The 19,217-nt window shown below is 64.2% G+C and carries 18 protein-coding genes and 1 pseudogene; 9 read left to right on the top strand and 10 right to left on the bottom strand.

What is annotated here, in order from left to right:
* Positions 1-12 precede the first annotated feature (12 nt).
* The 4 genes from CXP40_RS03560 to CXP40_RS03545 form a co-directional block, all read right to left on the bottom strand.
* Entirely contained in the window at positions 13-159 is a 147-nt protein-coding gene (locus CXP40_RS03560; protein WP_004425073.1) for a DUF2474 domain-containing protein, read from the bottom strand.
* Positions 160-169: 10 nt separating this feature from the next.
* A complete protein-coding gene (cydB, locus tag CXP40_RS03555; protein WP_106732607.1) occupies positions 170-1,177 on the bottom strand; it encodes a cytochrome d ubiquinol oxidase subunit II in 1,008 nt (335 codons plus the stop codon).
* Positions 1,178-1,179: 2 nt separating this feature from the next.
* Positions 1,180-2,619 carry a cytochrome ubiquinol oxidase subunit I gene (locus CXP40_RS03550; RefSeq protein WP_106732606.1) on the bottom strand — a complete coding sequence of 480 codons (1,440 nt, stop codon included), beginning with the start codon at positions 2,617-2,619 and terminating at the stop codon, positions 1,180-1,182.
* 419 nt (positions 2,620-3,038) lie between these two features.
* Entirely contained in the window at positions 3,039-4,316 is a 1,278-nt protein-coding gene (locus CXP40_RS03545; protein WP_106732605.1) for an acetyl-CoA C-acetyltransferase, read from the bottom strand.
* A gap of 231 nt (positions 4,317-4,547) precedes the next feature.
* Here CXP40_RS03545 and CXP40_RS03540 point away from each other — a divergent pair, with 231 nt between their 5' ends.
* Positions 4,548-5,903, top strand: a complete 1,356-nt coding sequence (locus tag CXP40_RS03540) for a 3-oxoacyl-ACP reductase (RefSeq protein WP_106732604.1) — start codon at positions 4,548-4,550, stop codon at positions 5,901-5,903.
* A gap of 140 nt (positions 5,904-6,043) precedes the next feature.
* Here CXP40_RS03540 and CXP40_RS03535 read toward each other — a convergent pair whose 3' ends face one another.
* Positions 6,044-7,036, bottom strand: coding sequence for an AraC family transcriptional regulator (locus CXP40_RS03535; RefSeq protein WP_106732603.1), 993 nt, complete (start codon positions 7,034-7,036; stop codon positions 6,044-6,046).
* Positions 7,037-7,226: 190 nt separating this feature from the next.
* Here CXP40_RS03535 and CXP40_RS03530 point away from each other — a divergent pair, with 190 nt between their 5' ends.
* The 6 genes from CXP40_RS03530 (at position 7,227) to CXP40_RS03505 (ending at position 11,091) form a co-directional block, all read left to right on the top strand.
* On the top strand, positions 7,227-8,084 hold the full coding sequence (locus CXP40_RS03530) for a MaoC/PaaZ C-terminal domain-containing protein (RefSeq protein ID WP_106732602.1): 858 nt from the start codon (positions 7,227-7,229) through the stop codon (positions 8,082-8,084).
* A 223-nt stretch (positions 8,085-8,307) separates the two neighbouring features.
* Positions 8,308-8,613 carry a nucleotide pyrophosphohydrolase gene (locus CXP40_RS03525; RefSeq protein WP_039965079.1) on the top strand — a complete coding sequence of 102 codons (306 nt, stop codon included), beginning with the start codon at positions 8,308-8,310 and terminating at the stop codon, positions 8,611-8,613.
* Complete coding sequence (locus CXP40_RS03520) at positions 8,610-9,359, top strand: methyltransferase domain-containing protein (protein ID WP_106732601.1); 750 nt, start codon at positions 8,610-8,612, stop codon at positions 9,357-9,359. Before CXP40_RS03525 ends, CXP40_RS03520 begins: the two co-directional genes overlap by 4 nt.
* Before the next feature lie 75 nt (positions 9,360-9,434).
* Positions 9,435-10,016 (top strand): DUF4136 domain-containing protein, encoded by a 582-nt coding sequence (locus tag CXP40_RS03515; protein WP_099522608.1) that lies wholly within the window; start codon positions 9,435-9,437, stop codon positions 10,014-10,016.
* Positions 10,017-10,037: 21 nt separating this feature from the next.
* Positions 10,038-10,592: a DUF4136 domain-containing protein gene (locus tag CXP40_RS03510; protein ID WP_106732600.1), complete on the top strand. Its 555-nt coding sequence runs from the start codon at positions 10,038-10,040 to the stop codon at positions 10,590-10,592.
* Positions 10,593-10,608: 16 nt separating this feature from the next.
* The gene (locus tag CXP40_RS03505; RefSeq protein WP_106732599.1) at positions 10,609-11,091 is read left to right on the top strand and encodes a GNAT family N-acetyltransferase; all 483 of its coding nucleotides are present in this window, start codon (positions 10,609-10,611) and stop codon (positions 11,089-11,091) included.
* 33 nt (positions 11,092-11,124) lie between these two features.
* On the opposite strand, the gene CXP40_RS03500 is transcribed toward CXP40_RS03505, so the two are convergent.
* On the bottom strand, positions 11,125-12,021 hold the full coding sequence (locus CXP40_RS03500) for a hypothetical protein (protein WP_157831673.1): 897 nt from the start codon (positions 12,019-12,021) through the stop codon (positions 11,125-11,127).
* Between the two features lie 2 nt (positions 12,022-12,023).
* Positions 12,024-12,734 carry a hypothetical protein gene (locus CXP40_RS03495; RefSeq protein WP_106732597.1) on the bottom strand — a complete coding sequence of 237 codons (711 nt, stop codon included), beginning with the start codon at positions 12,732-12,734 and terminating at the stop codon, positions 12,024-12,026.
* 251 nt (positions 12,735-12,985) lie between these two features.
* Here CXP40_RS03495 and CXP40_RS03490 point away from each other — a divergent pair, with 251 nt between their 5' ends.
* Positions 12,986-13,435 carry a DMT family transporter gene (locus CXP40_RS03490; RefSeq protein ID WP_106732596.1) on the top strand — a complete coding sequence of 150 codons (450 nt, stop codon included), beginning with the start codon at positions 12,986-12,988 and terminating at the stop codon, positions 13,433-13,435.
* 161 nt (positions 13,436-13,596) lie between these two features.
* Positions 13,597-14,724 carry a diguanylate cyclase gene (locus tag CXP40_RS03485; protein WP_106732595.1) on the top strand — a complete coding sequence of 376 codons (1,128 nt, stop codon included), beginning with the start codon at positions 13,597-13,599 and terminating at the stop codon, positions 14,722-14,724.
* A 3-nt stretch (positions 14,725-14,727) separates the two neighbouring features.
* On the opposite strand, the gene CXP40_RS24210 is transcribed toward CXP40_RS03485, so the two are convergent.
* The 3 genes and pseudogenes from CXP40_RS24210 to pbpC all read right to left on the bottom strand — a co-directional run bounded on the left by CXP40_RS24210 (position 14,728) and on the right by pbpC (position 19,186).
* Positions 14,728-15,456 carry a methyl-accepting chemotaxis protein gene (locus CXP40_RS24210; RefSeq protein WP_371916931.1) on the bottom strand — a complete coding sequence of 243 codons (729 nt, stop codon included), beginning with the start codon at positions 15,454-15,456 and terminating at the stop codon, positions 14,728-14,730.
* Between the two features lie 135 nt (positions 15,457-15,591).
* Positions 15,592-16,614 (bottom strand): annotated as a pseudogene (locus CXP40_RS24205) (cache domain-containing protein); the annotation flags it as partial.
* Positions 16,615-16,861: 247 nt separating this feature from the next.
* The gene (pbpC, locus tag CXP40_RS03475; protein WP_106732593.1) at positions 16,862-19,186 is read right to left on the bottom strand and encodes a peptidoglycan glycosyltransferase PbpC; all 2,325 of its coding nucleotides are present in this window, start codon (positions 19,184-19,186) and stop codon (positions 16,862-16,864) included.
* Positions 19,187-19,217 lie beyond the last annotated feature (31 nt).

Raw genomic sequence — 19,217 nt, 5'->3', positions numbered from 1 at the left:
TCAACCGCGTGCTCAGCCCGGCGTCCCCAACCCCGCCGCGCTCATGAACTGGCGCAGCAGCCAGGCCACGATACCCAGCGCGGTGACGCTGCAGGCCCAGATCAGCACCAGCCAACCCAGACGCTGCCACAGCGGCTTCTTCTCTTCGGTTTCGGTCATGGCTGCGTTCTCAGTGGTAACCATCATCCACCGTCACCTTGCCTCTGAACACGTAGTAGCTCCAGGCGGTGTACATCAGGATGAAGGGGATGATGAACAACGCGCCCACCAGCATGAAGCCCTGACTCTGCGGCGGTGCGGCGGCCTCCCAGATGCTGATCGACGGCGGAATCACGTTCGGCCACAGGCTGATGCCCAGGCCGCTGTAGCCGAGGAAGATCAGCGCCAGGGTGAGCAGAAATGGCGAGTAGTTGCGGTTGTTGGCCACCGAGCGCAGCAGTGCGTATGTGCACAGCAGCACCAATACTGGCACCGGCATGAACCAGAACAGGTTCGGCAGGCTGAACCAACGCTCGGCGATCGCCGGGTGCTCGAACGGTGTCCACAGACTGACGATGCCGGTCACCGCCAGCACCACGAACACCAGTGGCCGCGCCATGTCATGCATCTGCTGTTGCAGGCGACCTTCGGTTTTCATGATCAGCCAGGTGCAGCCAAGCAGCGCATAGGCAACGATCAGGGCCAGGCCGCAGAACACCGAGAAGGGTGTCAGCCAGTCGAAGGCACCGCCGGCGAAACTGCGATTGACCACCTCGAAACCGTCGATATAGGCGCCCAGTGCCACGCCCTGGAAGAAGGTGGCAGTCAGCGAGCCGCCGATGAAGGCCTTATCCCACAGATGGCGCTTGGCGGCCTTGGCCTTGAAGCGAAACTCGAAGGCCACACCACGGAAGATCAGCCCCAGAAGCATCAGGATCAGCGGCAGATAAAGCGCGTCGAGTACCACCGCATAGGCCAGCGGGAAGGCGCCGAACAGGCCGGCACCGCCGAGTACCAGCCAGGTCTCGTTGCCGTCCCAGACCGGTGCGACGGTGTTCATCATCACGTCGCGCTCGCCGTCGTCACGGACGAAGGGAAAGAGGATGCCGATACCCAGATCGAAGCCATCCATCACCACGTACATCATTACGCCAAAGGCGATGATCACCGCCCAGATCAGCGGAAGGTCGATACCCATATTCAGCTCCTCTCCGGCAAGGTGTCGGTTTCACCATCTTCCAGGCCTTCTTCAGCCGCCGACAGCGGACGCGCTGGCGTACGCGGCTGGCCTGGCCCACCTTCGGACGTTTCCTTGCCCTCGTCGATCTTCGGCCCCTTGCGCACCAGGCGCAGCATGTAGCCGATCCCCGCACCGAACAGCACGAAATAAACCACCACGAACAGCGCCAGGGTAAAGCCCAACTGCGCCGCGCTATGCCCTGACGAAGCATCGGCGGTACGCATCAGCCCATGGATGATCCACGGCTGACGGCCGATCTCGGTGGTGTACCAGCCGGCGAGGATGGCGATGATCCCGCTCGGCCCCATCCACACCGCCAGGTGCAGGAACGGCCTGCAGGTGTACAGCCGCTCGCCGCGGCGCAGCCAGGTGCCCCACAGGCCGGTGAGGATCATCATCAGGCCCATGGCGACCATGATGCGGAAGGTCCAGAACACGATGGTGGAATTGGCGCGGTCTTCCGGCGGGAAGTCCTTCAGGGCCGGCACCTGTTTATCCAGGCTGTGGGTCAGGATCAGGCTACCGAGCGCCGGGATTTCCACCTTGAAGCGGGTTTCCTCACGCTGCATATCCGGCCAGCCAAAGAGAATCAGCGGGGTCGGCTCGTCGCCGATGTTCTCCCAGTGGCCCTCGATGGCGGCGATCTTCGCCGGTTGGTACTTGAGCGTGTTGAGACCATGCAGGTCACCGATGAAGGCCTGCACCGGTGCCACCAGCAGGGCCATCCACAGCGCCATCGAGAGCATCTTGCGGATCGCCGGGTTGTCACGCCCGCGCAGCAGGTGCCAGGCCGCCGAAGCGCCGACGAAGAAGGCGGTGGCAAGGAACGCCGCGGTCGCCATATGCGCCAGGCGATAAGGGAACGATGGGTTGAAGACCACGGCGAACCAGTCCACCGGGATCACCCGGCCATCAATGATCTCGTACCCCTGCGGCGTGTGCATCCAGCTGTTGGAGGCGAGAATCCAGAAGGTCGAGATCAGCGTGCCGATGGCCACCATCACCGTGGAGAAGAAGTGCAGGCCAGGCCCGACGCGGTTCCAGCCGAACAGCATGACGCCGAGGAAGCCCGCTTCGAGGAAGAACGCGGTGAGCACCTCGTAAGTCAGCAGTGGCCCGGTGACCGCCCCGGCAAAGTCGGAGAACGCACTCCAGTTGGTGCCGAACTGATAGGCCATGACCAGACCGGAGACCACGCCCATGCCGAAGTTGACCGCGAAGATCTTCGACCAGAAGTGGTAAAGATCGCGGTACAGCGTATTGCTGGTCTTCAACCACAGACCTTCGAGCACCGCCAGGTAGCTGGCCAGACCGATGGTGATGGCCGGAAAGACGATGTGGAAGGAAATGGTGAAGGCAAACTGGATTCGGGCGAGATCAAGCGCCTCTAGGCCGAACATGTCACATCCTCATTCAGGGTTATTTCGGCCCCAGCACGCAAAGCCGATCCATAGACTCCTGGTGTTGGAGTCAAACGAGCTGAAATTGTTCTTATGGAAGTGGTGTGCAGCCGAGAAGCTGCTGGGTAAAGCGCGAAAAGGCGTATTGATCTGGATCAATGCGCACTGAAAGACTAGCCGCTAAAGGCCTAACTGGCGCTGTGGTGATTTGCCGCGCGACAGGCCACCGCAGCGCTGGCCAGAAAAGCTTCGCCCCGGGGCGGGGCTCCTACGAAAAGCTGTGGCACCTACCTGTAGGAGCGGCGCCCCGCCGCGAACCTACGCGCAAAAAAAGAGCGGCCACGCGCTACGCGGGCCGCCCGAATCACGGAGTTGCTTACATCGAGTGATCGCGATGACTTGCGACCACCCGTATTGGATTACCGCTCGAGGATTGCGGTCACACCCTGACCACCTGCCGCGCAGATGGAGATCAGGCCGCGCCCCTCACCGGCCACCGACAGCAGCTTGGCCAGGTTGGCGACGATGCGTCCACCGGTGGCCGCGAACGGGTGACCGGCAGCCAGCGAGCTGCCCTTGACGTTCATCTTGCTGCGGTCGATGGACCCTAGGGCGGCGTCCAGGCCCAGGCGCTCCTTGCAGTAATCGGCGTCTTCCCAGGCCTTGAGCGTGCACAGCACCTGGGCGGCGAAGGCCTCGTGAATCTCGTAGTAATCGAAGTCCTGCATAGTCAGGCCGTTGCGCGCCAGCAGGCGCGGCACCGCGTAAACCGGCGCCATCAGCAGGCCCTCCTTGCCCTGGACGAAATCCACCGCGGCCGCCTCGCCATCGCGCAGATAGGCCAGCACCGGCAGGCCGCGGGCCTTGGCCCATTCCTCGCTGGCCAGCAGCACCAGCGAGGCGCCATCGGTCAGCGGCGTGGAGTTGGCCGGGGTCAGCGTGCCGCGCGGCCCACGTTCGAAGCAGGGCTTGAGGGTCGCAAGCTTCTCCGCGCTGATGTCCGGGCGCAGGTTCTGGTCGCGAGTCAGACCGAGAAACGGTGTCATCAGGTCATCGTGCCAACCCTCGGCGTAGGACGCCGCGAGTTTCTGGTGACTGGCCAGTGCCAGCTGATCCTGCTCGTCACGCGGGATGGCCCAGCGCTGCGCCATCAGCTCGCAATGCTCGCCCATCGACAAGCCGGTGCGCGGCTCGCCATTGTGCGGAATGTGCGGCGCCAGGTGGCGCGGGCGAATCTTCAGCAGGCTCTTGATCTTGTCGCCGGTGCTCTTGCTGCGATTGGCCTCCAGCAGAATCTGGCGCAACCCCTCGTTGACGCCGATGGGCGCGTCGGAGGTGGTGTCGACACCACCAGCGATGCCGCAGTCGATCTGCCCGAGGGCGATCTTGTTGGCCACCAGTATCGCTGCTTCCAAACCAGTACCGCATGCCTGCTGCAGGTCGTAGGCCGGCGTCTCCGGCGCCAGGCGCGAGCCCAGCACGCACTCGCGGGTCAGGTTGAAGTCTCGCGAGTGCTTGAGCACGGCACCGGCCACCACCTCGCCGAGGCGCTCGCCATGCAGATTGAACCGCTCCACCAGCCCTTCGAGGGCGCTGGTCAGCATCTCCTGATTGCTCGCCCTGGCGTAGACGGTGTTGGAACGGGCGAACGGGATACGGTTGCCGCCTACGATGGCGACCCGGCGCAACTGGGTCATGAGGACTCCTTGCTGGTCGAGAAATCGAAGAAACCTAAGGCGAACTATCGTCCGTCAGCTGGTTCCCAGAAACATGAGAATTACACTGTAGCCTTCTGGCCGCACAGGCTAAACCTCAAACAGGTGCGAACATTGGCCGCCTTGCCGGCATGTGAGGCAACAGAGTCAATTGCGCTCTGCCAACTGCCGCGTACAGTGACACGACTTTCGATTCGCCCGCAGGAGCCCTTCATGTCCGATCGTTACCTCGCTTTCGCCAACTCCTCCACCGGCCGCCGCCTGGTTGGCGCCCTCGGTCTACCGGCGCCGGTGCGCCTGGAACGCTGGATGGCCGGCCGCGTACGACCGATCGATGGCGCCCTGCTGTTCGGCGGTGAAGGCGACCTGGTCAAGGCCATCAAGCCTTTCGCCAGCAAGTTCACGGATCAGTTGTTCGCCGCGCGCGATGGCCAGTTCGACCTGCCCCGCTGGACCGCCGAGCACGGGCCCAAGCTCAAGGCACTGGTGTTCGACGCCAGCCACCTGATCCGTTTCGAACAACTGATCGAACTGCGTGATTTCTTCCAGCCCGCCCTCAAGGGTCTGGCCAACAGCCCTCGTGTGGTAGTGCTGGGGCGTGCGCCCGAGTCGCTCAAAGACCCAATCGCCGCCAGCGTGCAGCGCTCACTGGAAGGTTTTACCCGCTCTCTGGGCAAGGAAATTCGTCGCGGCGGGAGCGTGCAGTTGTTGTATGTCGGCAAGGGTGGCGAGCAGCAACTGGAAGGCGCGTTGCGCTTCTTCCTCTCGCCGAAGAGCGCTTACGTTTCCGGCCAGGTGCTGCGGCTCGGCGCCTGCAGTGCACAGGTCAGGGACTGGACGCGCCCGCTGGCCGGCAAGAAAGCGCTGGTCACCGGCGCCTCGCGCGGCATCGGCGCCTCCATCGCTGAAGTGCTCGCCCGTGACGGCGCCGAGGTGGTGCTGCTCGATGTGCCACAGGCAGCCGATGCGCTGCAGGCGCTGGCGGCGCGCCTGGGTGGACGCGCCGTGACCCTGGATATCTGCGCCGAGGATGCGCCGCAGCGCCTGGTCGAAGCCTTACCCGACGGCCTCGACATCGTCGTACACAACGCCGGCATCACCCGCGACAAGACCCTGGCGAAGATGAGCGACACATTCTGGAACTCGGTGATCGACGTCAACCTCAAGGCGCCGCAGGTGCTGACCCAGGCGTTGCTGGACGCCGAAAAACTGCACGACAACGGCCGCGTGGTGCTGATCGCCTCGATCAGCGGCATCGCCGGCAACATGGGCCAGACCAACTACGCGGTGAGCAAGGCCGGCGTGATCGGTCTGGCTCAGGCCTGGGCGCCGGCCCTGGCGAAGAAAGGTATCAGCATCAATGCGGTGGCACCTGGCTTCATCGAAACCCAGATGACCGCCGCCATTCCGCTGGGTATCCGCGAAGCCGGGCGACGGATGAACTCGATGAACCAGGGTGGCCTGCCGCAGGACGTCGCCGAAGCCGTGGCCTGGTTCGCCCAGCCGGGTTCCGGCGCAGTGACTGCGCAGGTGCTGCGCGTGTGCGGGCAAAGTTTGTTGGGGGCTTGAGACCGTTGCGAGGGTGGGCTGAAGCGGATCGCCGCCCAGCCCACCCTACTGCCAGAGCGATTCGTGTAGGGTGCGCCGCGCGCACCGAGGTCAACCATTCATCCGGCGGATGCGTGGTGCGCACGGCGCACCCTACGACTTCAGGCTTTGCCGCGCTTGCGAAATTCCACTGGCGTTTCCCCGACCCAGCGCTTGAACGCGCGGTAAAAGGTGCTCGGCTCGGAGAAGCCGGTGCGTTCGACGATCACTTCGATACGCTCGTCGGTCTTGAGCAACAGCTCCTTGGCCAGGCGGCAGCGGTAATCGGTGATCAGGTCGTTGAAGCGAACCCCGGCCATGGCCAGGCGCTCGCGCAAGCGCCGTGCCGGCATGTTCAAGCGCGCCGCCACCTGCTCCAGGGTGGCGCCGCCATCGACCAGCAGTTCGGCAATCAGCTCGCGCACCTGGCGCACCAGGTCCAGCCTCTCCACTTCCGCCAACTGCCGCCGCGCCAGCGACTCGTGCATGCGCAGCAATTCCGGGGCGGCGTGGCGCGAGGCCTTGTCCAGCACTGCAGCGTCGAACAGCAGCGCACAATCCTCGGCGCCCAGACTTACCGGGCAACCATAGACAGCCTGGTAGCGCTCAGCAGGCGCGCCCTCGGCATGCATGAAGCGCACTTCACGCGGGCGGAAATCGTTTTCGGTCAATGCCGCGAACAGGCGGATCACCGCCCCTGCCAGCATCTCCGGAAAGTGCCGCGGCGTATCGGCTTCCAGTCCCAGGGTCAGCACGGCCACGTCGCCCTCCACGTCCAGGCGCGCGCTGAGGGTGTCGGAGAGCAGGCGCACATAGCGCAGCGCATGGCGCAGGCCAACGCCAAAGGTTTCGCTGGAGAGAAACAGGTATTCCAGCAGCAGGCCATGGAAGGCGGGCAGGTGCTGGGCCAGGTACAGCCCGACATGCTCCTCGCCACACTCTTCGCTGGCGGCCTTCCAGAATGGCGCCTGGGCGGCATGAGGAAAGCGGCCAGCCGGCAGCCCACCAGGCGGCAGGCCAACGCGCACCAGCACGCGGTCAGGATCGGTTCCGCTGGCACGCAGGGCATCGATTACCGGGCGCATCAGCGCCACATCGTCGGTCAGATCACGCATGATTCCTGCTGTTCTTCTTATTAGTGAGCATTATTCGTGAACGGCGCCATCTTAGGGTCAGCGAGCCACCGCGCGCAAACCGCGTCGCAGGTCGGATTGACTGGCCTGCACACAAGCTGGGCAGAACAGCCAATGCCAGCGTGGGTCTGAGGGTTAAGCTGCTGTCATTCATTCGCCAAGGAGTTCGCCAATGGCCATCGACTGGCTCGACCTCGATACACCACCGGCCCTGCCCGGCCTGTTCCTGCGCGCAGCCCTGCGCCGCAAGGTGACCGGCCGCCAGCTACCCAATATCGGCCTGCGCTGCCGCGTGGACGTGGCCCCCAAGCACCTGGCGCGCTATCGCCAGGTCTGCGCCATCGCAGACAGTCCCTACCTGCCACCGGTCTATCCGCATGTGCTGGCTTTCGGTTTGCAGATGCAATTGCTCACCGACCGCCGCTTTCCGTTCCCGCTGCTGGGCCTGGTGCATCTGGAGAATCGTATCCGCGTATTGCGCCCAATGGGCGGGCTGGGGCCGTTCCAGATCAGCGTGCAGGTGACCGACCTGCAGCCGCACGACAAAGGCGCCACGTTCAGCCTGATCACCCGCCTGGAAGATCAGCTCGGCCTGCTCTGGGAAGGTGACAGCCGCATTCTCTGCCGCGCTCTGCGTCTCGACGGCCAGGCGCCGCTACGCGCCGAACAGCCGCCGCTGGAACTGATGCCACTGGCCGACTGGGCCGCCCCTGCCGATACAGGCCGGCGTTACGCGCGTGTGGCCGGCGACTACAACCCGATCCACCTCTACGCCGTAACGGCACGTCTGTTCGGTTTCCCACGCGCCATCGCTCATGGCCTGTGGAACAAGGCGCGAAGCCTCGCGGCCTTGCACGCCCACCTGCCGCAGGCCGGCTACGCCGTGGACGTACGCTTCCAGAAGCCCGTGCTACTGCCCACCCACGTTGCTTTGCAAGCCAGCGAGCCTGGCGCCAGCGGCCAGTTCCGCTTGATCGGAGAAGGTGACACCCCGCATATGGCTGGGAGCTGGCAGCCGCTAACGGTCTGACGTAGTCCGGTGTCATCCGGGAGCTGATATCGAGAACATCCGCCCCGGATTGCATTCTGCGTTGCCGTAGGAGCGAGCTCTGCTCGCGAACCTGGCCAGCGGAAAAGCTTCGCGAGCAGAGCTCGCTCCCACCAAAGTCGCTGCTCTGCCGACCTCTTCCCGCCAACGACTTGCGGTCGCCTCCGTTCGAGCCGAAGCTATGCGGCTCGAACGGAGCCACACCATGAACCTCGCTGAACTCACCGCCCGCATGCACGCCATTCGCGATCACAACGATTGGCGCCGTTACCAGAGCCCGAAGAACCTGGCCATGGCCGCCAGCGTGGAAATGGCCGAGCTGGTGGAGATCTTCCAGTGGCTGAGCGAAGAGCAGTCGCGCCAGCTGTCTGCCGACCAGCTCGCCCACGCTGGGCAGGAAGTAGCCGACGTGGTGCTCTATCTGCTGCAACTGTGCAGTGAACTGGGCATCGACATGAACCAGGCGGTGCTAGACAAGCTCGCCGACAACGAACGGCGCTTCCTCAAATGAGCGACCGCCACTTCGACGAACTCGCCACCCGTTTCGCCGAGAAGATCTATGGCGGCGCCAAGGGCGCCATCCGCCTCGCCGTGCTGCAGGCTGATCTCGCTGAAGCGCTGCCGGATCGCCCGCTGCGCGTGCTGGACGTCGGCGCCGGCCTGGGCCACATGAGCCTGTGGCTGGCCCAACGTGGCCATCAGATCACCCTCGCCGAGCCAGCCGAACCCATGCTCGAAGGTGCTCGCCAGCGCTTCGCCGAGGCAGGCCAGAATGCCACCTTCATCCAGGCGCCCTGGCAGGAGATGCTCGGCCAGTTGCAGGAGCCCTTCGATCTGGTGCTGTGCCACGCCGTGCTGGAGTGGCTGGCCGAGCCGGCGGCCATCCTGCCGGTGCTGCACCAGCTGACGGCCAAGAACGGTTGGCTGTCGCTGGCCTTCTACAACAAGGACGCGCTGATCTACCGCAACCTGCTCAAGGGGCATTTCCGCAAACTGCGCAAGGAACACTTCGCCGGCGAGAAACAGAGCCTGACGCCACAGCAGCCGGTCGACCCGCGCGAGCTGAGCACGCAACTCGCCGCCGACTGGCAGGTCGAAAGCCGTAGCGGCGTACGCGTATTCCACGATTACATGCCGCAGCAATTCCAGACCAAGGCCGAACTGATCGACCTGCTGGAAATGGAGCTGGCGCACCGCCGCCATCCCAGCTTCGAGGGGCTCGGCCGCTACCTGCACTGGATCTGCCGACCACGCTGAGCGCGTTGGACGAAGCTGGCAGGCCGGCGTAGCCTGAAACCATCGGGGATGCCGCACGCGACCACGGAGACGACCATGCGCACCGCCATAGCCCTATTCATCTTGCCGCTGCTGGCCGCCTGCCAAAGCAAGAACCCTTACCAGGCCGAGTCGCTACCCATGCCACCGGCGCCGCCCGAAGCGGCCACCACCTTCGACCGCAGCGCCTACCCTGCCGCGCCGCGTGACTACGGCCGCTACCGCAGCTGGAGCTGGCTGGATGGCCGCGCGCCTGGCGGCGATCAGTTGGCCGACAGCGTCAGCGCCGGCCTCGACCAGTATGGCCTGCGCCCGGCGCTCAATGGCCCAGGCGACGTGCTGGTCAGCGCCCGTATCAGCCAGGAAACCCGTCTGCGCCAGTATCAGGACAACGTCGGTGGCTACTACGGCACCGGCAGCCACTGGGACCGCCGCTACGGCGCCTACGGCAGCGTCCCCATCGTGCGCACCTACGAACAGAAAGTGGCCGTGGTGCGCATCGAACTGATCGACCCACGCGACCGCCAGGTGGTCTGGTCAGGCAGCGGCGAAGCGGTGGCCGGCAAGGACCAGGCGGCGCAGGCCGATGCCATGCGTGCGGCCATCCGCAGCGCGCTGAACGGCTACCCACCCTATTGATCGACAGCCCTGGAGAGCACCATGCGTAACCTGTCCTACCTGATCGCGGCGCTGCTTCTCACCGGCTGCGCCAGCGTCAGCCTGGAGCGCGACTTCGATCCCAGTCGTGACTTCGGCGCCTACCGCAGCTGGAGCTGGATGGACGACAAGCTCGCCTACCAACCCGACGACGCACGCCTGAAGAGCGATATCACCGAAGCGCGAATCAGCCAGGCCGTCGCCGAGCAGCTCGAGCAACGCGGCCTGCGCCAAGCAGCTGACGGCAAGGGCGACCTGAAAGTGCAGAGCGTGCTGATCGTCGACGAGCGTCAGGACCAGATCACCACCCAGTACGGCGGTGGCTGGGGCGGCTATTGGGGAGGTTACTGGGGCGGCCCGGCCTTCACCGAAACGCGCCGTGTGGACTACAAGGTCGCGACGCTGCAGATCGACCTGTACGACGGCAAAGACGGCAAACTGGTCTGGCGCGGCAGCGGTGAGCAGGTGATGCGCAGCCAGCCACCGACACCGGCAGAGCGCGAACGGGCGATCCGCGAAACCGTCACCCAGGTGCTCTCTCAGTATCCCCCGCGCTGAACAAGGACCGCCCCGTTTGAACGCAAACCTGCAACACCGCCCGGCCACGGCCACCGACCTCGGTGACGTGGTCGGCTTCCCACAGAACGTCGATGAATTGTTCTTCTGCTACCCCAAGGCTATCTGGCCACTCAACGTCGGCCAGCTCGCTGCCGCCATTGCCGAGCGGCGTGAAAGCACCGTGGTGGAACTGGCTGGAAAAGTCGCCGGCTTCGCCAATTTCTACCAATGGCAGCACGGCGAATTCTGCGCCCTCGGCAACCTGATGGTGGCGCCCTGGGCGCGCAGCCAGGGCGTGGCTCAACACATGGTGGAAGTGATGGAGCAGATCGCCCGCGAGCGCTACAAGGCGTCGCTGATGAAGGTGTCCTGCTTCAACGCCAACGCTGGCGGCCTGCTGCTCTACACCCGTCTTGGCTATCAGACCGTCGGTATCGTCGAACGCCGCGCTCCGGATGGCAGCCGTGTCGCCCTGGTGCAGCTGGAAAAACGACTCTAGAGCTCGCCGGCGGTTTGTCCTACTGGCGGCTCGTTAGCGGGCATCGACAGCAACCGGCATGGATTTGAGCCATCCGCGCAGATCAAGAAAAACCGAGCGGGAGTTTCCCAGCGGTAGTAAACGACCGCGTTCGACATGACGAGCCGTACCAAGCTGATAGCGCAGCGTCTGCTCCTGACTAGCGATACCGGAGAATCTGCTCGTGCGCCAGTCGCTTGCCAACAATGCGGCGCTGTCATCCACGCCAGCATTGGCAGCGGCATGCAAATGGGCCGCGTCCTGCGCCAGCCAGAGGCTCAGGCAATCTTCACATTGCATCGGTTCGGCAAACGACTCGATGCGCCCGGCGTAAAGAACTTTGTTGCCTTGGGTCAGCCGAGCTTCAGTCACCAGACGCAACACTTGCATGCTGTCGCTGAAACGCACGCGTGGGACGATTCGCAGGCTGATATCTGCGGCCAGGGACGGCGCATAGCCTTGCTTGCTCAACTCTCGGCTGTACGCAAGGTGGTAATAATCGGCCCAGTCATGACCGCTCAGAGCCTGATCAACAGGATCGATCTGGCCCTTGGCGGCCCGCCGGGCATCCTGCTCGATGGCCGATTGCGACAGGTTGGCCAGCAGCATCGAGCCAATGACCGTGCCTACGACGGCTGCACCACCACCTGCTCCAGCGCCGGAGTTCGCGACGCCCTGCATGGTACCGCTGAGGTGCCTGGAAGTTTGCTCACCAGCCTCGGAAAGCCGAGAGCCATCGATCACTACATCCGCATTCAACCAACCATCTTCCGGGGTTTCGATGATCAGCTGAAAGCCCTGTGCCAGCTGCATCTCCAATGTGTCGCTGCGAGCAGGAGAGAGGTTTGCATCGGTCGCACAGCCTGACAGCGCAAGCCCCAACAGACCTGCGCCGAGCAGTTCAAGCCGCACGATTAGTTACTGGACAGCTGCTGCGCATCGAAAGGCAGCAGTATCTTTTGCTCGGCTTCGTCCAACGCCTTGTAAAACGCATTGGTCAGATTGGGGAACTCAGGCGATTCATCCCATTCGCCTTCCGCTGCACGACTTACAGCCGAGGGCTGGAAGTAGATCAGGCGGTTGTCATCCAGGTCGACAATGGTGGTGACCATCGTCACCACGGACACAGGATCGCTGGTCGGGATCATGCCGTAATAGCTGCGAGTCGTGCCGTTAACGCCCAGCATGAGCAGCACCACTTTATCGATCCCTTCCTGAGCCTTGAGCGGCGTCATGTCGAGGTCGGCGTACCCCTGCTTGCGCTCGGCCTTTTTGAAGTCCTTGAAGTCGTAGGGCTTGTCCAGCAGCTTGACGGTATAGCCCTGAGCCTGCAGACGCTCGGCGACTTTCTGCTGCAAGCCGCGCAGGCTGGTGGAGTCCCAGCTTTCGACCTTCTTGGTCAGTCCTGAGGCCATACCCTTGTTGACGGCAACGTCCAGCAGACCCTGCTGCCCGGTCATCTGAACCGAAGGGGCTGGAATCTCGGTAATGGCGATGCCAATGCGATCCTGCTTCTCGGCCCAGAAAGCTTGATCCATGGCAACCGGCGGCTGGGGAGTGGCACAACCGGTCAGTGCAGCCAGTGCAACGAATACAACAGCCAGACCGGCACGAATTCCTTTCATAGTGTTCATCCATGTTTGTGTAAGTGAGCCTGGCACTAAGGGCCAAAGAGAGGCGCGCAAGGGTAATGCTATTTGGCCACCATGCAAAGCAGGCACATCACACAGAATCCAAATGGTTTTCACATACGTGCTGCAGTAGCCAATTCTGGATGGTGGTGATCAGAGTCACTGGACATACCCGAGAGTTGTCAGCTGCACCCTGCAGCAGAGCGCCGCATAATTACGCTCTTTAGTAGTCCTCGGAGCTCACCATGAACCACATCAGCGGCTGGCTGCTGGCCCTGCCCTTCCTCGCCGGCGCGGTGCTGCCTCTGCAGGCCGGTATCAATGGCCAGCTTGCCCGTCACCTGTCCAGTGTCTTCGCCGCCGCGCTGATTTCCTTTGCCGTTGGTAGCCTGGCGTTGCTGCTGATGACCCTGAGCCAGCGTGAAATGCCTGGCCTCGGTGCGCTCAAGGAGCTGACCTGGTGGCACTGGAGCGGCGGCCTGCTCGGCGCCTTCTTCATCGCCACCGCCGCCTTCGCCGGGCCGCGCGTCGGGGCACTGCTGTTCATGGTGCTGGTGATCGCCGGACAACTGGCCATGGCCATCACCCTCGATCATTTCGGCTGGGCCGGTTTCCGCGAAAATCCGATCACCTTCGGCAAGGTGGCAGGTCTGCTGTTGATCGTCGCCGGGATATGGATGATCCGTCGCGGCTGACGGGTGGCCGCGAATACTGGCAAATGGACACTCCAGGGATCACGAAAAGGCGCTATGCTCACGCATGCTCTTTCTGTGATCACAAAAAGCCCCGTGGAGAAGGTTCTGACGTCGCCTGCGACGGCCCGGAGGTGGCCGCCAGCGGTGACAGGCCGAAAACGATGACCGACGCCGAAGTACCGCGCCAACCCAATACCTTCGCCCTGTGGCGCGAAGTGGATGACACCCGCATCCGCACGCGCCTGGGTGGCTTCTTCTATTTTCTGGCCTGGTTGCTGACCTGGGCCTTCAGCGCAGCGCCCGGCAGCCTGATGTTCAGCGGGGTGCTGGGCTGCCTGCTGTTCGCCGCACTGCTGGCCGCGCGACTGCTGCACCGCCCTGATGGCCTCGAAAGCCCCGAGCAGTTGCAGCGCTGGCTCGACCGTCACTGGGGCCTGATTCTCCTGACCTCGCTGTGCTGGGGCCAGGCCCATGCTCTGGCGGTATACAGCAACGCCTACAACGACTCGGAAATGATCGCCACCCTGGCCACGGTGGCCTTCGCCACGGCGATGACCTTCAACTTCGCCATGCGCCGCGGCCGCGCACTCCTGGCGCTGGTCCTGCTCTATCTGCCAGGCCTGGCAGTGATGGCGCTGAACTGGCAGCAGAAACACACGATACTGGTCACCCTGATCTTCTACCTCAGCTATCTGGTGCTGGTTTTGGGGCGCAACCATCGTGAGTACCGCGCCACCCTCGAGCTGGAACTGAAGCTGCTGGAACAGCAGCGTCAGCTCGATCTACTCAGTCGCACCGACAGCCTGACCCAGCTCGGCAACCGCTATCAGTTCAATAACCTGTTTCCCAGCCTGGTGGCCAATGCAGTGCGCCAGGGCGAGCCGCTGTCGCTGGTACTGATGGATATCGACTTCTTCAAGAAGGTCAACGATGAACACGGCCACGCCGGTGGCGATGCCTGCCTGAGCGCCTTCGCCGAACGCATGCGCAAGGTATTTCGCCGCGATGCCGACGCACTGCTGCGCCTGGGTGGCGAGGAGTTCGGCGTGCTGCTGCCAGGCACCACCCTGGCCCAAGCCTGGGATCTGGCCGAGCACTTTCGTCAGGAGCTGGAGGTGGAAGGCCTGCAGTTGGACGATCAGCGTCTGGAGCTGACCACCAGTCTTGGCATCGGTTGCTTCAGCAACAGCCATGACGCCGATGCCGACGCCTTCTTCAAGCGCGTCGACAGTGCGCTCTACCGCGCCAAGCGCGAAGGCCGCAACCGCCTGGTTGCGGCAGATCACTGAGGATTACAGCCGGAACTTGCCCATCTGCCCAGTCAGATCATCGGCCAGGCGGCTCAAGGTCTGACAATCCTCACGGCAGGCGCGCACCTCGCCGGCCGTGGCGTGGGCCAGGTCGGCGATGCCCTGCACATTGCGGTTGATCTCCTCGGTCACCGAACTCTGCTCTTCGGTCGCCGAAGCCACTTGAGTGTTCATGTCGCTGATACGCTCGATCTGCTCGGTAATCGCGCCGAGCGACTGCCCGGTGCGCTGACTGGATTCGACGCCAGTGCCGGTGGCCGACTGCCCCGCGTGCATGGAGCTGACGGCCGTTTCCGCGCCCTGTTTGAGGCGTTGAATCATTTGCTGGATCTCGTCCGTCGACGCCTGGGTACGGCTGGCCAGCGTGCGCACCTCATCGGCGACCACGGCGAAGCCGCGGCCCATCTCCCCGGCGCGCGCGGCCTCGATGGCCGCGTTGAGCGCCAGCAGGTTGGTCTGCTCGGAGATACCGCGAATCACTGCCAGCACCTGGTCGATGGAAGCAACCTGCTCGGCCAGCTCGGTCACCGCTCCGGCCGCGCTGCCAATATCGGCAGACATGCGTTCTATGTGGGCGATGGACTGGCCCACCACCTGGCGCGCCGTTTGCGCCTCTTCGCGCGCACTGCGCGAGGACTGCGCGGCGTTGCTGGCGTTACGCGCGATCTCCTGCACGGTCAGGCCCATCTCGTGCACGGCGGTGGCCACCATATCGGTCATTTCCTGCTGTTGGCCGGCGCGCCCTGCGGTGTTTTCCACCACCCGAGCTACCTGAACGACCGCCGTACGTAGCCGCTCACTGGTGGCCAGCACATCGCCGATCAGGTCGCGCTGACTGGCGAGAAAACGGTTGAAGCCTCGTGCCAGGTCGCCTAATTCATCGGCTCGCGATTCATCCAGACGGCGCGTCAGGTCACCACCGCCGCCACCGATTTCCACCAGTGCCTGAGTCACCTGACGGATCGGTCGCACCAGACCGCGAGCCAGCAGCACTACCAGGCCAAGGAACAACAGCGCCACGGCGACGCCAATCAGGCTGGTCATCAGCAGCGCCTGGCGCGCTTCAGCATAGACTTCAGCCTCGGGCACTTCGCTGACCAGCAGCCAGTCGATACTGGCGAATTTCTGCGCCACGGCGAGAAAGGTCTCGCCATCGCGCTCGAAACGTACTGCCCGGCTATCGCCCACAAGCACCTGACGGCTGGCATCGGCGCCGAAGAGCTCGCCGAGCTTGCCAGTGCCGCTCAGCTCCGAACGCGGATGCACCTTGACGTTGCCCTGGCTGTCGATGAGAAACACCTGGCCGCGCTCGCCGAAACGGAACTCGCTGATCATCTTCGACATGTCCGCCAGGTTGTAGCCGAGCCCGGCCACACCGAGGGTCTTGCCGCCCTGCTTGATGCGTTGGTTGATGAACAGCGTGGGCAGCCGAGTGGTCTTGTCGATGTCGATTTCCAGCACCCGGTCACGGTCGCTGTCGACCAGGCGGTAGAACCACTGGTTCTCCGCCTGGCTGCGGTCGAGGGTGCGCATCAGCCCTTCACCGGTGGTGTAGTTGCCACTGGTCAGGGCGACGATGGAGGTGGTCATGGCGTTCTGCTGGGCACGCACACCCTCAAGGTAGCGCGCGAACTCATCACGCCGGGCCGCATCCTCACCAGCGGCCAGCCAGTCCTGCACCAGGCTGTTCTCGGCAATCGAGGCGTTGGCGGTAATCGGCGCAGTCAGCACCCGCTCCAGATCGTTACGGATAGCCAGCACCCGTGCTGGCAGCGCTTCTTCGATCAGGTAGCGCTCTGTCAGGCGATTGACTACCGCCGAGTAGATGCCGACGACGATCAGAATGCTGGCCAGCAGGGCGGCGCCCATGCTGAGGATCAATTGCCACTGAATACTGCGTTGCCAGAGGCGCATGTAGGCTTCTCCTGGTGGTGGTGTGGAGTTTGGCCAGGCAATTGGATACAAAAATGTACACAAATTGCAATTAGGTTACCGCCAGAATTCATATCGGCGGATCACGGCCAAGCTTTATTACCTCCAGCCAGGATCATTCGTAGCCATGATCAGGCCCTCAGCCCAGAGCTGCCGGCGCCTACAGAGTGGTAGCCGATTGCCCTCAGGGCCCGACGCTGAATTCCAGACGAGCGGTCTGGCCGCCTTCGTCGAGCACACTCAGTTGATGCCGGCCACTGGCGAACGCGTGGTTGAAGGGAGCATTCTGAGTGCTCTCTCCAATAGGTTGGCCATCGAGGAACCACCAGCGCCGACCGCTGCCGCCCAGGGCCGAAAGATTGAGCCTTAGCGGTTCTTGACTGCCTTGCGGCCGACGCAAGCGATCGCCATTGCGCACACCGACGATGGACAGCGGTGACACCTGACTGCTCTGTGGTGGCGGGCAGCTCGCATCGATATGTGGCAAGCGCGCGGTACGCCGCTCCCGGCGCGGCAACCAGGGCTCCAGCGGTGCCGGCCACAAGGCCAGTTCACGCGCTTCGGCCCCGGCACAACCGGAACCGACGCGCAGCCCTTGGGCATTGACCCAATAGCGCTCGCGCAACCCGCTCCCCAGTGGCTGATCGGCTGCCAGCAGCGTGGGTGGCGTGGTGCCTTCGAGCGTCCAGGCGAAACGCAGGCGTCGGCAGTTGGGGTCGTCCCTGCTCATCGGCTGCCCCAATGGCCAGCAGATGGCCGCCACACCCACCTCGGCAGGTTGTGGATCGGGCGGTGTGGCAATGCCGCGCTGGCTGTCGCGGTTGACCAGCAGATCGTGAACCTGCAGCAACAGCGGCGCGGCGGAGGCCAGTCCGAACTGGCCAGGCACCGGCGTGCCGTCCGGGCGACCGATCCAGATACCGATCAGGTGACGCGGGCCGACGCCGATGGCCCAGGCATCGCGAAAGCCGTAGCTGGTGCCGGTTTTCCACGCCAGGGTCGGGCGCTGCGCCAGGTAGGCGCGCGGGTCACGTTCAGGGCGCGCCTGACCGCTGAGAATGCGCCTGATGATCCAGGCCGAGCCGGGTGACAGCAGGCGCCGCTCGCGCAATTCATCACTCGGCTGCAGGCGCGGCTTGGCCGCCATGCCACCGCGCGCGAAGGCGCTGTAGCCTGCCACCAGCGACTCCAGGCGCGAGCCGCCGCCCCCGAGGATCAGTGCCAGATTCGGCTCGGCCAGCGCAGGCAGGCGAATAGGCACACCGGCACTGCGCAGCTCACCGGCAAAACGTTTCGGCCCGTAGGCTTCGAGCAACTGCACGGCCGGCAAATTGAGCGAGGTGGCCAGCGCCTCGCTGGCCGATACCGGACCGACGAAGCCGGCGGCGAAGTTGCCGGGCCGGTAGTCGCCATAGTGTCGCGGCACATCCTGCAGCAGCGACTCGGAATGAATCAGCCCGGCATCCAGGGCCATGCCGTAGAGAAAGGGCTTGAGCGTCGAGCCGGGCGAACGCAGAGCGCGGACCATGTCGACATGACCGAAGCGCGAGGTATCAGCAATATCCACCGATCCGAGATAAGCACGTACCGCCATGCTCTCGTGCTCGACCACCAGAATCGCCGCCGAAGTGCGCTCTGGCAGGCGCGCGCGCCAGCCCAGCAGCAGGTCTTCCAGGCGCAGCTGCAAGCCGGCATCGAGAGTGGTGCGAATCAGCGGTGGGCTGCCGGCACGGTTCAGCCGCCGCGCCAGCAAGGGCGCGAGGCTTGGCTCACGGCGCGGCGCGAGAAACACTGGTTCCTCCAACGCTTCGTCTACCTGGGACTGGGGCCACACCTGAAACTCGCCCAGGCGCCGCAGCACCTTGTCACGTGCGGCCTGGGCGCGCTCAGGATGGCGGTCCGGACGCAAGCGGCTGGGCGCCTGCGGCAGCACCGCGAGCAACGCGGCATCGGCACGGGTCAGTTGGCTCGGCGGCTTACCCAGGTAACTCCAGCTGGCCGCCGCCACGCCCTCGAGGGTGCCACCGAAAGGCGCGCGGTTCAGGTACAGGGTGAGGATTTCGTCCTTGGACAGGTGCCACTCCAGCTGCGCGGTGCGCCACAGCTGCTTGAGCTTGCCGGGCAGGTCACGCCCATGCGGATCGAGCAGCCGCGCCACCTGCATCGACAGCGTACTGCCACCGGACACCACGCGCCCGCCCGTGAGGTTCTGCCAGGCCGCGCGCCCCAGCGCCAGCGGATTGACCCCAGGGTGCTGGCGAAACCAGCGGTCCTCGTAGGTCAGCAACGCTTCCAGGTAATAGGGCGAGACCTCTTCGGGCGTCACCGGATAGCGCCATACACCATCACGGTCGGCGAAGCGCCACAACGGCGTGCCGTCCTCGGCCAGCACCACACGCGCCAGATCATCCTCGGGCAGGGGTAGTGGAAAGAGTTGGTCGGCTAGCCAGAGCAGGGCGAGGGGAAGCAGGAGGATCAGCAGCCAACGCCGCCAGCGTTTGAATGGCATGGTCAGTACAAGCTCCCGGATTCATCCGAGC

Source organism: Pseudomonas sp. YY-1, from assembly GCF_002843095.1.
Lineage (GTDB): Bacteria > Pseudomonadota > Gammaproteobacteria > Pseudomonadales > Pseudomonadaceae > Aquipseudomonas > Aquipseudomonas sediminis_A.
Note: the sequence above shows the minus strand (reverse complement) of the source record. Positions and strands in the feature narration are given on the sequence as shown.